Below are 13428 nucleotides of genomic sequence, written 5' to 3' on the forward strand. Positions count from 1 at the left end.
AAAAAATGAAAATTTCAAACAATATACACTTTTTTAATAGTAAAGAGACTGTCAGTAAAAAAGTTGACAAGAATTTATTGGGTATCCGAGGAAGACAGGCAAACGAATTTGCAGAACTAAAGCTTCCAATCTTGCCGGGTATTATAATTGATGCTTCTGTGGTACAGGATCTGGGCGATGTAAAGATATATTCCGAGATATCTTCCTATTTAAGCAAATTCGGGTCAGAAGTAAAAAAAACATACGGCGACACTGATTCTCCATTGCTTTTAAAATTAGTTATTTCGCCCAATATGCTTATTACAAGCTATCCCACTCTTCACAACTTCGGTCTTACCAAAGATACGGTAATAGGATTTCAAGAGAATGTAGGCGAAGATTTTGCTGCAAATGAAGTTCTGTTTTTGCTTAATGGAATTTTAACCGTTGTGCTAAAAATCGAAGAATTAGAGAAAAATGAACAGAAAGTTAAAGATTTGGAAAAGGCCTTGCATGAAATAAAAGAATCAATGAAGATGGGTAAAATCGGGTTAAAACCCGGTGCTATCATGGATAAATATTCCAAGTTCTTACCAAAACACTTTTTTGATGATTGCAAAGTCCAGCTTGAAGAGTCAATCCATCTTATCGCCCGTCTTTTAACCCTTGAAGAAGATACGGATCATGATGTGGCTCTTTTGATTCAGCCCATGGTTTATGGAAATTACAGTAAAGACTCATATTCCGGTTCTTTCTTTAGCCGAAATATTGTAAACGGTGAAAAGAAATTACAAGGTCAGTTCTTTGCCGAAAAATTCAATGAGGTAAATGCCGAAGGTAAGGATATAAACTCCATCAAGCCCGAATACCTAAAGCACCTCCAGCAGATTGCATGGCAGCTTGAAGATTATACAAAGGATATCCGCAATATCCGCTTTACAATCGAGGCCGGAAGACTCTGGCTTATCGAACAAAAATCGGTTGAAGCTAAGAGCACCATCTCAATGGTTCAGATTTTGTTGGATTTATACAACAGAAAAATAGTAGATGCCGAGTACGTTGTTCGAGCTGTTAAGCCCGGTCAGTTGAATGAGATTCTTCACCCCGTTATAGACATCATGAGTACAAAGGGTATGAAATCATCAAAGGGCGGTATAGCCGGTGCTCCGGGAGCCGCAGTGGGCAGAGTCTATTTTACTGCCGATTCCCTTATCGAAGCTCAAAGAGCTGCAAAACTTCAGGGGCTGGACACAAGATGCATTCTATGTATGCCTGCAACCTATGCAGGAGACGTAAAGGGCATAGAGGTTTCTACAGGTGTTATATCGAACGAAGGAGGCTATTCGGCCCATGCTTCCGTTGTTGCCCGACAGTACGGTAAAATATCTCTTGTACGCCCCGATATGAAAATAAGCGGAAACAAGGCCGTTATTGAAGGTGTTACAATCAATGAAGGCGATTATATTACGCTCAATGTCCCTTATTACGGAGATTCTACGGTTTATTTCGGTGAAGCAAAACTGATTGAACCTGATCCCGAAACATCAGGTCTTTTGGACTTTATAGGCCTTGCAAAAAGCTTCCTGTCCAATTTCCATGTAAGAGCCAATGCCGACAGTCCTCGTGATGCTCAGCTTGCTTTGGATTTCGGTGCTGAGGGTATAGGTCTTTGCCGAACCGAACACATGTTCTTTAATGAAAAGAGAATAAATACCTTCCGCGAAATGATTTTAGCTCCAAGCGAAGCCGAAAGAAAAAAGGTGCTTGATAAACTTCAAAAAGTACAAACGGAAGATTTCTACGGAATCTTTAAGACTATGAACGGCAAAGAAGTTACTATCCGATTGTTGGATGCTCCTCTCCACGAATTCCTGCCTCATAATGATCTTGAGCTTGACGGCTTTGTAAAATACTTGACGGCTCAAAAGAAGAAAGTAAGCAAAAAGGATTTAACTGCGGAAATCGAAAAACTTTCCGAAATCAACCCTATGCTTGGTCACAGGGGATGCCGAATTGCCATAAGCTATCCTGAAATTTATGCTATGCAGATAAGGGCTATTTTTGAAGCCGCATACAAGCTTAAAAAAGAAAAAGTAGATGTAAAACCTGAAATTATGATTCCTCTTATAATGAACTTTAGAGAGTTAAAGCAAATTATTTACGGAAAGAAGATTGAGGGTCATACCTATTTAGGTATTGATGCTATTGCCGACGAGGTTAAAGCTGCCGTAAAAGGCGGAGACCTTGATTACAAGGTTGGAACTATGATCGAGCTTCCGGCTTCTGCCCTAAGTGCCGATGAAATTGCAAAGTATGCACAGTTCTTCTCTTTTGGAACAAATGACCTGACTCAGACTACTTTAGGCCTTTCACGCGATGACTTTAACAGCTTTATGCCGGACTACACCATGTACGACCTTATCGACGGAAACCCATTTGCCGTGCTTGACAGCAGGGTAAGGGACTTAATCGAAATTGCAATTCAGCGCGGAAAACTTACCCGCCCCGATTTGCATCTCGGTCTTTGCGGAGAACACGGTGCCCGTCCCGAAAACGTACGCTTCTGTATGGATGCCGGACTGGATTATGTTTCATGTTCGTCATATTCCGTACCTATTGCCCTCCTTTCGATTGCACAGGCTGAACTGGAGAATGCGGAAAAAGCAGGGATAAAGCTTGAGCCAAAAGCTCTTGTTTCGCGAAAGCCTTCTTCGGCAGCACCTAAATCGGCAGAAAAAAATGAATCGGCAAAAGCTGTAAAGGCAAAGCCTGCATCAGCTAAAAAAGCTTCTTCTGCCAAGAAGAAGACTGCAAAAAAATCCAAGTAGTTTTATACGGCTCCGCTTGGAGCCGTTTTAGAGGTTTATGACAGCCTGCAAAAAACATAAGTTTTTTGCAGGTATTCTTATCTTAATCTTTTTTAAGGAGTTTTTTTATGGAATATAAAATTATTGGAGATGCTTTTCCCGCCGTTGCTTGTAAACTTAGAGCAGGAGAAAAGATGATAACTCAATCCGGCGGAATGGCATGGATGAGTTCAGGGATTTCTATGGAAACATCTGCCGGCGGAGTCGGTAAAGCTCTCGGAAGGATGTTTTCGGGAGAAAGTTTATTTTTAAATAAATATACGGCAAATACCGACGGGGAAATATCTTTTGCCTCAAGGTTCCCCGGTGCTATAAAAGCATTTGAAATCACTTCGGGCTCGTCCCTGATTGCACAAAAAACCGCTTTTTTAGCTTCAACTGAAGGAGTCGATCTTTCGATTTACTTTCAGAAAAAACTGGGTGCCGGCTTTTTCGGCGGTGAAGGCTTTATAATGCAAAAACTTTCAGGCAACGGAACGGTCTTTCTTGAGATTGACGGTTCTGCGATAGAATATACTTTAGGTGCCGGTGAAACAATGCTTTTGGATACGGGATATCTTGCAGCAATGGAAGAAACCTGTAAGATGGAAGTAGAGATGATAAAGGGTGTAAAAAATATCCTTTTCGGCGGAGAGGGGTTATTTAACACAAAAGTTACCGGTCCCGGAAAAATAATTATACAGACAATGCCTATTCATGCGGTTGCTCAATCTTTGATTCCGTTTTTACCACATGGAAAATAACCGGCTTTAAAGCCCATTTTTATTAGCCGGTGAGAAATGCTCATCGGCTTTGCCGAGAGATGTCCTTATAGTTATTTTGTAACGTTAACTTAATCTTTGTGTTTTTACAAACGCTTAATTTGGAGAATCCTATGGCTAAAATGCAAATAATAAAAGCCGAAGATTTCGGCTATGATTTTATTGATGGTAAATATTTACCTGATGATAAAGACGAGTATTATATAAGATTTAATCAAACTAATCACCAAAATCGTAAATACCGTCAATTGAATTCGGATGAAATTGAGCGTCTGATAAAAAACGGAAATTCCAGTACCGATTGGTCGATGGTCTTGGTTGAAGATCCCTTTGACACCGATTTAATAACAAACAGTCTTTTTGCCGGTTTGGTTCGAATTGCTTCAACTCAAAATTTTTACTTAAAATATCATGATTTTACGGTTCCGGTCGGGATTACAAACAGCAAGATTATTTCCTGCGATATAGGGGAAAACTGTGCAATTCATTATTGTGCCTATCTTTCACATTATATAATAGGCGACAGGGTTATCTTGAGCCGCATTGATGAGATGTGTACGACCAACCATTCAAAATTCGGCGAAGGTTTAGTAAAAGACGGAGAAGATGAACAGGTTAGGGTAACGATAGACACGGTCAATGAGGCCGGCGGAAGGGAGGTTTATCCCTTTTATGATATGATTACGGCTGATGCATTTTTATGGGCAAGGTATAGGGATGATGACAAGCTTATAAAAAAGTGTGAAGAAATAACTCAAAATTCTAAAGACTCAAAAAGAGGTTATTACGGTGAGGTTGGTTCCGATTCCGCAATAAAGAGCTGCCGTATCATAAAGGACGTTAATTTCGGTTCTTCGGTATATGTGAAGGGAGCAAATAAGCTTAAAAACTTAACCGTAAAATCAACGGCTGAAGAGCCTTCGCAGATAGGGGAGGGTGTAGAGCTTGTAAACGGTATAATAGGCTTGGGCTCCAGAGTGTTTTATGGAGTAAAGGCTGTCCGCTTTGTTCTCGGCAATAACTGCGAATTAAAATATGGTACACGGCTTATTCATTCCATAGTTGGAGATAACTCTACCATTTCCTGCTGTGAAGTTCTCAATGCTCTTATCTTCCCGTACCATGAGCAGCATCACAATAATTCTTTTTTGGTTGCAGCGATGATTCAGGGGCAGTCCAATATGGCTGCAGGGGCTACTGTAGGTTCCAATCACAACACAAGAGGAAACGATGGCGAGATTATCGCCGGCCGCGGTTTTTGGCCCGGACTTTCTTCAACTTTAAAACATAATTGCCGTTTTGCTTCATTTGTTATTTTGGCAAAGGCAAATTATCCGGCAGAGCTTGATATTCCTTTTCCTTTTAGTTTGGTTTTAAATGATCCGCATGAGGATAGGCTTGAAATTATGCCGGCCTATTATTGGATGTACAATATGTACGCTCTTGAACGCAACAATAAAAAATTCTTAAAACGGGATAAGAGAATAACAAAGACCCAGCACATTGAAACCGCCTATCTTGCTCCCGATACAGCTGCCGAAATTTTACATGCCCGCACTCTTCTTGAAAAATGGATATGCGCAGCTTGGATTGAGGCAGGGAACAAAGCTTTAAGCATTGACACAATTTTAAAAGATAAAAAAGATGAGGCAAAGAATCTTTTTGTAAAGGGTGAAAATATCGAAAGGTCTAAACGCAGGGTAAAGATAATCAAGGCGGTAGAATCTTATGCGGCTTATCAAGATATGCTGATATGGTATGGGGTTACAACTTTAGCCGAGTATTTTGATAAGGGTTTGGATAAGATTGGAATGAGTATTGAAGAGTTTAAACTTTCAAGTGATTTTGATTTTAACTGGGTAAATATGGGCGGTCAGTTAATCCCCGAAAAAAAACTCAATTCAATTAAAGAAGACATAAAGGCAGGTAAACTTAACACTTGGCAAGATATTCATAAATCTTATGATTATGCCCATGATTCTTATTGCCATGATAAGGCTGAAAATGCTTATGCTGTTCTTTGCGAGCTTATGAAGGTTGAAAAGATAGATGCGGCCCTTTGGAATAGACTCTTGGAAAAAGCTGCAACAATAAGAAAATATATTGAAGAACAAATATTCTATACAAAAAATAAGGATTATAATAATCATTTTAGGGATATAACTTACCGGAATTCTGAAGAAAGAAAAGCTGTTTTGGGAAGCGTAGAAGATAACGCCTTAATTATTGAAGCAAAAAAAGATACGGAATATTATCTTAAACTTTTTGAAAGGCATAAGGCTTAGATAAAAATGGAAAAAGAAGTTGAAAGTTTTAAAGGAACAAAAACAGCCGAAATGATTTTGCTCTTGGACAAGGTCTATAAAGAAATTGAAGAAGCCGAGAAGGAGTGGATGTCAAAATGTCCTATTAAGTGTATAGACGGGTGCGGAGCCTGCTGTGTTCATTTTGAACCGGATGTTTATGAGGTTGAGGCTCTTTATCTTGCATCTTGGCTTCTCTTTCATCAAAGAGAACGGGCCTTGCAAATACTGGAAGGCCGTTTTAATGAAAATGTTTTAGATAAAAAAAACGGATGCCTCCTATTCGATATAGATAATCCTTATCATTGTACCGTATATGACGGCCGTTGTTTAATATGCCGTCTTTTCGGTTATTCCGGAGATCACGGCAAAGACCGAACCGTGCGCTGGCGTCCGTGCAAATATCTGGTTTCCATGGATAAAAATCTTTCTGCTTCAACCATTAAACAATACTCACAAGAAGATTTGCTCAATGTTTTTGGTACACTGCCTCCGGTTATGAGCGATTTTTCTTCACGGATATTGTGTTTTATGACTGAAAGGGCATCCCATACCCTTCCGCTTCGGGAGGCTTTACCTGCTGCAATTTCTAAAATTCTCATGCTTGAAAGATATTCCAACAATCCGGAATTTGAGCCTGATACGGATCCTGAAACTCCGCCTCTGGCTTCTTAAAATAAATCGGCTGGAACCTTATTCCCTTTTTTTACTCTTTGTGTTAGTATCGCGGTCATGGAAAATTCACAGTTAAATCAAGGAGCCCCTGAAACGGACTCCATTAAGAAAACGAATTTCTTGCCGGTAATTTCCGGACTCTTTGTAGGCATTTTGGTTTTGTCGAATATTCTTGCGGCAAAGATGGTACAGCTTGGGCCCTTCGTTTTTGACGGAGGTACTCTTCTTTTTCCTTTTTCTTATATTTTTGGAGATGTTTTGGCTGAAGTCTATGGTTATAAGGCTTCAAGAAAGGTTATTTGGACCGGCTTTTTTATGCTTCTTATTATGAGCCTGAATATCTGGCTTATAAGTGTTCTTCCTGCCGAGGCAGAGTGGCTATTTCAAAAAGACTTTGATAACATTCTTTTACAGATGCCCCGCATTTGCGCCGGCAGCCTTTTCGGTTATTTTATTGGAGAGTATTCCAACTCGGTTGTTTTGTCTAAGTTAAAAGTAATAACAAAGGGCAAGTACTTATGGCTTAGAACTATAAGCTCGACATTGGTTGGAGAATTTTTGGACAGTGCCGTTTTTGTTGCTATTTCTTTTTTAGGCCTTTACAGCATAGATATTCTTATTATAATGGCTTTTTCAAACTATCTTTTTAAAACTTTTATCGAAGTTATATTTACGCCTCTCACTTACAAGATAGTTGCCTTTGTAAAAAAACATGAAAAGATAGATATTTATGACTACAATGTAAGTTATAATCCCCTTCCGGGAAAATAGGTTAAAAAAAATACCCACCCTTAATTTTTTAAGGATGGGTTAAACTCATAACTTTCTTACTTGATGATTTTTAATTTTATGTTAAACCTTAAATTTCATTACCTCATCAGCCAAGCCTTCTATGCTTTCTTTATTCTTTTGGGTTATACCTTGAACTTCTTGAACTGCATTATTTATTTGTAATGCTCCTGAGGCCATTTCATTCATACGATCTGTAATTGTACGGGTAAGCTCATCAAGTTTACTCATTTCCTGAGCTATACCTTCTCCTCCTTTTAGCATCTCTGATGAACCTTGTTTGACCTCCTGCGTTACAGTGTTGATATTTCGGATTGCAGTTAAGACTTCTTTACTGCCGTTTTCCTGTTCGCTCATTGCTTCCATGACAGTGTTACTCATCTCTTTTACGTTTTCTGCAAGGGTGAAAATTGAGTTAAATTTTCCTTCAACTGTTCTAGCCGATTCAGCTAAGAGCTCTATCTCTCCCGAAAGATTTTTAAGGGTAGAGGTAATGGTCTTTCCTTGTGCACTTGATTCTTCTGCAAGCTTCCTTATTTCGTCAGCTACTACCGCAAAACCTTTTCCGGCTTCTCCTGCGTGTGCCGCCTCAATTGCCGCATTCATCGCCAAGAGGTTTGTTTGGCTTGCAATATGCTGTATAACATTGGAAGCCTCCATCAAACTTCCCGATTCTTCGGCTATTTTTTGGGTTACCTCACTTGCCGTAGAAACCTTGCCTTTTCCCTCTGCTGTAGCATCGGCCAGTTCCCTTATGATATTATCGCTCTTACCCAATGTTTGTGTAATCGATGCAATATTTGCAACCATTTGTTCAATAGATGAAGAGGATTCGGCAACGCTTGCTGCCTGTGTTTCTATACTGTTGTTAAGCTGTTTTATTGTGCGTATGATTTCCTCAACTGTTGCTGCCGTTTCGGTTACGCTTGCAGCCTGAGTTAAGGCCTGATCTTTTATGTTATCGATATTTGAGTTGATCTCTTCTACGGCGCTTGCCGTTTCGGTCATATTGCTTGCAAGTTCATCTCCGATAAACTGCATGGTGTTTGTATTTGTTCCTACAGATTTAATGGAATTGCCTATCTTTTCAATAGTCTGGTTAAAATATTTTGACAAGAGTGTAACTTCATCATTGCTTGTTACAGGCAGCCTTACCGTTAAATCGCCTTCTCCTTGAGAAATATCCTTTAAAGCCAGAACAACTTTTTGCAGTGGCAAGATCATTCTGCGTGTTACAACAAATGTCGATACTAAGGCAACACCCAAAAGAGTAAAACCTGTTACAACCATCATGTATTGCAGACTTGCTACGGTATCCAAAAAATCGTTGACAGGAGCCCTTATTACTACTATCCAGCCTGTTGACTGCATAATAGCATATGAACCGATATTTTGGTCTCCGTTAAAAGTATAGTAACCTACAGATGTTTTTTTTGACTGCATGGCTTGTTTTGCAAAGTTTGCAATTGATACCAATGTAGGGTCTGTTTTGGCCTTTTCTTGAAAATTGTCTTGATTCAGAACCAGATCCCTGTTGCGGTGGGCTATGGCATTTCCTGTTTTGCCTAAGATAAAACAATATCCGCTTCTTCCTACTGTGATATGATCTATGTCTTCTGAAAGCTTTGTTCCGGGTGTATCCGCTGCGAGTACACCTATGATTCTATTTTCATAGTCGTATATGGGAACTGAGATGGTATTCACCAGCGTTCCGTCGGCCTTTGAACCATAGGGCTCCGCTTACGAATTGTTCTCCTGATAAAGCTCTTTTAAACCATTCTCTATCATTTACATCAAATATTCGTCCGTCAAGTGTGTGACAATTTCCGTTTATATCCGTTATAGAAAACTCCGATATTCTGGGATTAAAAGCCGCTTCTTTTTTTAAATAGGATATCTTGTCTGAGTAGGACGCATTTATATCTCTTAATTCGGATGCTCTGGAAGCACTCGAAACAAAATTCAAAAAAGAGTTGACCATTGAATCTATCAGATCGGCAGTGTCTTTGGCCTTGTCCTTCAAATGTGTTTCTACCTTTTCAAGGATTGCCTTTTTTGACATAACGGCTCCTATTATTCCCTGTGTCGATACGGAGATAACAATGATTGCGGCAAAAAGAATAAGAAGTTTTTTGCCTATTGAAAAAATCTTATCTTCCGAGACACTCTTTCTCATAACTAATTCTTTTTTTGCGGTGGGGTTTGCAACAACCAATTCTTTATCCTTCATTTTTTTCCTCCTAAAAATACACTTTATATTATGTCTTATAAATAGTTTACATCAGTATTATAAATAATGCAAGATTTATATTTTAAATTTTTAAAGATTTATAGGCTATCTCTAAAAACCTTATTTCGCTTATTTTTTGAGTACGAACACTCCGGTTGACGAAAGTGTTTAAATATGTAATAATAAATTCATACTAGGAGGCTTTAAATGCTAGCACTTATTATCGGTATCGTTTTAATCGCTTTTACGGTTATTGCAGCCCTCCCCATGGGCTTGGCTTGGGGACAGGATATTCTCTTATTTTTAAGAGGCGGTTTACCTATTTTTGCAGCTTTTGTCGGCCTTATTTCCGTATTTATAGGAATTGCCGATATTAAAGACAAGCAAGATGCAAGAAAAGAAGAAGCAGCTATGAAGGCTGCCGAAAATAAAGCCGAATAATTGTCATCATCTTAAGTTATTGACACTTATTCCATATTTAGTTATAATATCAGAACCCACATTATCTGCATATATTGTTTGTAGAAGGTATACATTAAATGAAAACTATTTTTTTAAAAGAACATGAAGCGCCGCGCTCTTGGTACGTTATTGATGCCGCCGGGAAGCCGCTTGGACGCGTTGCTGCTAAGACTGCAGCTATGCTGAGAGGAAAGCACAAGGTAGGTTTTGCACCTCATCAGGAAATCGGTGATTATGTCGTTATTATTAATGCCGAAAAAGTAGCCGTAACAGGAAATAAGGCTAAGGATAAGATGTACTATACTCACTCCGGTTATGTAGGCGGTTTAAAGTCCATCAACTTTAACGGCTTAATAGCTAAAAAACCGGCTGAGCCCTTGATGATTGCAATTAAAGGTATGCTTCCTAAGGGACCCCTTGGAAGAAAGCTTTTAACGAATGTTAAGGTCTATGCAGGCCCCGAACATCCTCACCAAGCACAGAACCCCATAACGGTTGAAGTATAAGGAGCGTAAAGTGAAAAATATTGGAATGGGAACAGGCCGACGAAAAACTTCAGTGGCGCGAGTATACATTCGGGATGGAAAAGGTCAGTTAATGGTCAATGATAAGGACATTAACGAGTACTTTGCCACTCCGGAACAAGTCCAAAAAGCAAAAGAACCATTAATGGTTACTGCGGGTGAATCTAAGTATGATATTATAATCACTGTACGAGGCGGAGGTCTTACAGGCCAAGCCGGTGCGTGCTCTCACGGAATTGCAAGAGCTTTAGCCCAAGTCGATGCATCAAATCATGCATCCTTAAAGGCTAACGGATTGCTTACACGTGATTCACGAATGGTTGAACGAAAAAAATTCGGTCAGCGCGGTGCAAGACGAAGATTCCAGTTCAGCAAACGTTAATCCTTTTTCTATTGCGGATATATGCAGCACTTCTTCAGATTTGGTGAAAATCATCAATTCTGAAGGGGTGTCTTTTGTAACACGGCCTGATTATTTTGATGAAGATGATTTTGACGGCCTTGTTGGTGAGTGCGGTTGTCCTATAAGCGATGAATCGCTTGAGGCACTGCTTAATGCTGTAAGAATTTATGAGGCTGAGTGTACTGCTTCAGCCTATTTATACAGAGCTGAGCATTCCCGTTTTCAGTTGGAATTGAAGCTCAGAAAAAAAGGCTTTTTAGCTTTTGAGATTAATCCGGCACTCGACTATCTTATGGGGATAGGTTTGCTTGATGATGAGCGGTTTGCCGAAGCTTGGCTTAATACCAGAGTTATAAGTAAAAAAGAAGGCCGTAATAGATTGGCCTCCGAGCTTGCTCAAAGAGGAGTAAGCTTTAAAATTGTGCAAGATGTGCTTAATGAGTTTTTTTCGGAGCATTCGGAAGAAGATATTTGCCGAGAAGCTTTGAAAAAACAACTGATAAATGGGGTGGATAAGCCTCGGTTGATGCGTAAAATGTATAGACTGGGTTTTTCCGTTAGCACTGTGAATATATGTTTGGAGGAACTTGAAAACATAACCGACTCTTTTTGAGGTTTGTTTAATTGTTATACTATGGGTAAAAGCGAAAGTAGAAGACGAGTTAAAATGTACTCCGCCCTTGAGGTCGCTAACATCTGCGGAGTCGTAAATCAGACTGCCATTAACTGGATTAGAAACGGCTATTTAAAAGCTTTTAATACGCCGGGCGGCCAATATAGGGTGTATTATGAAGATCTGCTCCTCTTTATAAAAGAAAGAGGAATGAAGATTCCCCCTGAGCTGCAGGATTCATTGGATGATGCTCATTGGAATTCTATCATAGTTATAGATGATGATGCGGTTTTAAATGAGGCTATATCTTCATTTTTAAACAAAAATCTTCCTAACTTGACTGTATACAAATCCCTTGACGGCTTTGATGCAGGAACTCAACTTGTAAAGCATAAACCGGGCTTTGTGATTTTGGATATAGACCTTCCCGGAGTCAACGGCAAGGAAATATGCAAAAAAATAAAAACCGATCCTTTTTTTGGGCAGCCTTATATAATCGTTATTACAGGACTGGATGACGAATCTTTAGAAAAGCAGATGAAAGATTTGGGTGTCGACTCTTTCTTTAGGAAGCCCATAGATTTTACTGCTATATTAAGAGAGATCAATGAGGTTGTGAGCTAGAGCTGATGACCCTTGATGAAGCAAAAAGTATCATAATAGAGACGGGAAAGAGGCTTTTAAAGTCCGGTCTGACGGTACGTACATGGGGAAATGTAAGCGCCCGTATAGATGCCGATACTTTTGCTATTACCCCTTCCGGCTATGGTTATGAGAATTTAAAGCCTGAACATATAGTTGTTCTTAAAATAAATAGGCCTGAAAGTTCCAGACCAGTCAAACCCTCTTCAGAGCGTTTTGTTCATGCAAGCCTTTACAAGGCCGATGAAAATATAAAGTTTATAATCCATACACATCAAAAATTTGCCTCTGCCGTTTCGGGTTGCTTTTCTTCCATACCTGTTGAAAATGAGGAGCTTCGTTCCGTCTTAGGAGAAGCCGTACCTGTTGCAAGGTATGCTCCTGCGGGCACAAAAAAAATAGCCCGCCATATTGTAAAATGTTTAACAAAACCTGCCGGAGCAATAATAATGGCTCAACATGGGGCTGTCTGTTTCGGCACAGATGCAGAAGAGGCCTTTAGGCAAGCCGAGGCTCTGGAAGACCTTTGCCGTAATTTGATTTTTGTTGAAGTTCCGGCCCTGGCCCTTGCTTACCGGCGATATGAAAGAAAGGCCTTTCAGCCTTTGATTAATTTTTATGCAAGCTGCCGTGAAGGAGATTCATGTACTGTTTACGATAAAAATACCGATATTACCATTTGTAAGATGGATATAAAATCCGGAAATATAACTGAAGGCCTTTTTGATTTTCAAGCCGATTTACATAGACATATATATGGTACCTATCCGGATATTAATTTTATAGAGCAAAGCTCTCTGCCGGCAGCTCTTTTTGTTTCAAAAAAAATGAACATAGATAACTGCATACCGGCTTTTTTGGATGATTTTGCTCAGATTGCCGGCGAAAACGTTTTTTTGTTTCCATTTTTTGAAAACCGGGCTGAAGAAATGAGTGCGGAAATTGTAGATGCTTTAAAAAACCGCTCTTGCGTTTTGGTAAATGAAAGCGGAGCCCTTTGTTGTGTTTCCGATAAGAATGATATCGGCGCCTTAAAAGAAATCTTGGAAAAAAATCTTTTGGCCCTTGTTCTTTCATGGAAATTTAAAAATTATTTTCCGATAAGCCGTAGGAGTGCTCAAAGAATGAGAAGAGGCTATATCGGAGGATATTCCAAAATGAATTTACAAATTTAGGGGAT

Annotated in this window: 11 protein-coding genes and 1 pseudogene; 11 read left to right on the plus strand and 1 reads right to left on the minus strand. The window is 39.5% G+C overall.

What is annotated here, in order from left to right; all coding sequences use genetic code 11:
• Positions 1–5: 5 nt before the first annotated feature.
• The 5 genes from HGJ18_RS01325 to HGJ18_RS01345 all read left to right on the plus strand — a co-directional run bounded on the left by HGJ18_RS01325 (position 6) and on the right by HGJ18_RS01345 (position 7356).
• On the plus strand, positions 6–2807 hold the full coding sequence (locus tag HGJ18_RS01325; RefSeq protein ID WP_253697317.1) for a putative PEP-binding protein: 2802 nt from the start codon (positions 6–8) through the stop codon (positions 2805–2807).
• Between the two features lie 107 nt (positions 2808–2914).
• A complete protein-coding gene (locus HGJ18_RS01330; RefSeq protein WP_253697323.1) occupies positions 2915–3589 on the plus strand; it encodes a TIGR00266 family protein in 675 nt (224 codons plus the stop codon).
• A gap of 131 nt (positions 3590–3720) precedes the next feature.
• Positions 3721–5892 (plus strand): DUF4954 family protein, encoded by a 2172-nt coding sequence (locus HGJ18_RS01335; protein ID WP_253697325.1) that lies wholly within the window; start codon positions 3721–3723, stop codon positions 5890–5892.
• A gap of 6 nt (positions 5893–5898) precedes the next feature.
• Complete coding sequence (locus tag HGJ18_RS01340; RefSeq protein ID WP_253697326.1) at positions 5899–6585, plus strand: YkgJ family cysteine cluster protein; 687 nt, start codon at positions 5899–5901, stop codon at positions 6583–6585.
• A gap of 57 nt (positions 6586–6642) precedes the next feature.
• Entirely contained in the window at positions 6643–7356 is a 714-nt protein-coding gene (locus HGJ18_RS01345) for a queuosine precursor transporter (RefSeq protein WP_253697327.1), read from the plus strand.
• 81 nt (positions 7357–7437) lie between these two features.
• Here the strand turns inward: HGJ18_RS01345 and HGJ18_RS01350 are convergent.
• A pseudogene (locus HGJ18_RS01350) lies at positions 7438–9604 on the minus strand (methyl-accepting chemotaxis protein).
• 207 nt (positions 9605–9811) lie between these two features.
• On the opposite strand from HGJ18_RS01350, the gene HGJ18_RS01355 reads away from it, so the two are divergent.
• From HGJ18_RS01355 to HGJ18_RS01380, 6 genes are all read left to right on the plus strand, one after another.
• Positions 9812–10045, plus strand: a complete 234-nt coding sequence (locus HGJ18_RS01355; protein WP_002670146.1) for a hypothetical protein — start codon at positions 9812–9814, stop codon at positions 10043–10045.
• Between the two features lie 98 nt (positions 10046–10143).
• Positions 10144–10572, plus strand: a complete 429-nt coding sequence (rplM, locus tag HGJ18_RS01360) for a 50S ribosomal protein L13 (RefSeq protein WP_253697328.1) — start codon at positions 10144–10146, stop codon at positions 10570–10572.
• Positions 10573–10582: 10 nt separating this feature from the next.
• The gene (gene rpsI / locus HGJ18_RS01365) at positions 10583–10972 is read left to right on the plus strand and encodes a 30S ribosomal protein S9 (RefSeq protein WP_002670148.1); all 390 of its coding nucleotides are present in this window, start codon (positions 10583–10585) and stop codon (positions 10970–10972) included.
• A complete protein-coding gene (gene recX, locus HGJ18_RS01370) occupies positions 10938–11606 on the plus strand; it encodes a recombination regulator RecX (RefSeq protein WP_366793630.1) in 669 nt (222 codons plus the stop codon). The genes rpsI and recX overlap by 35 nt, the downstream gene beginning before the upstream one ends.
• 54 nt (positions 11607–11660) lie before the next feature.
• Positions 11661–12230, plus strand: a complete 570-nt coding sequence (locus HGJ18_RS01375; protein WP_253697330.1) for a response regulator — start codon at positions 11661–11663, stop codon at positions 12228–12230.
• 5 nt (positions 12231–12235) lie between these two features.
• Positions 12236–13423, plus strand: a complete 1188-nt coding sequence (locus tag HGJ18_RS01380; protein WP_253697331.1) for a class II aldolase/adducin family protein — start codon at positions 12236–12238, stop codon at positions 13421–13423.
• Positions 13424–13428 lie beyond the last annotated feature (5 nt).

This window comes from Treponema denticola (genome assembly GCF_024181405.1).
Taxonomy (GTDB): domain Bacteria; phylum Spirochaetota; class Spirochaetia; order Treponematales; family Treponemataceae; genus Treponema_B; species Treponema_B denticola_D.

Coding starts and splice junctions, on each gene's coding strand:
- HGJ18_RS01380 (WP_253697331.1), top strand. CDS start 12,236: ATGACCCTTGATGAAGCAAAAAGTATCATAATAGAGACGGGAAAGAGG.
- HGJ18_RS01355 (WP_002670146.1), top strand. CDS start 9,812: ATGCTAGCACTTATTATCGGTATCGTTTTAATCGCTTTTACGGTTATT.
- rplM (WP_253697328.1), top strand. CDS start 10,144: ATGAAAACTATTTTTTTAAAAGAACATGAAGCGCCGCGCTCTTGGTAC.
- HGJ18_RS01330 (WP_253697323.1), top strand. CDS start 2,915: ATGGAATATAAAATTATTGGAGATGCTTTTCCCGCCGTTGCTTGTAAA.
- HGJ18_RS01345 (WP_253697327.1), top strand. CDS start 6,643: ATGGAAAATTCACAGTTAAATCAAGGAGCCCCTGAAACGGACTCCATT.
- HGJ18_RS01325 (WP_253697317.1), top strand. CDS start 6: ATGAAAATTTCAAACAATATACACTTTTTTAATAGTAAAGAGACTGTC.
- HGJ18_RS01375 (WP_253697330.1), top strand. CDS start 11,661: ATGTACTCCGCCCTTGAGGTCGCTAACATCTGCGGAGTCGTAAATCAG.
- HGJ18_RS01335 (WP_253697325.1), top strand. CDS start 3,721: ATGGCTAAAATGCAAATAATAAAAGCCGAAGATTTCGGCTATGATTTT.
- HGJ18_RS01340 (WP_253697326.1), top strand. CDS start 5,899: ATGGAAAAAGAAGTTGAAAGTTTTAAAGGAACAAAAACAGCCGAAATG.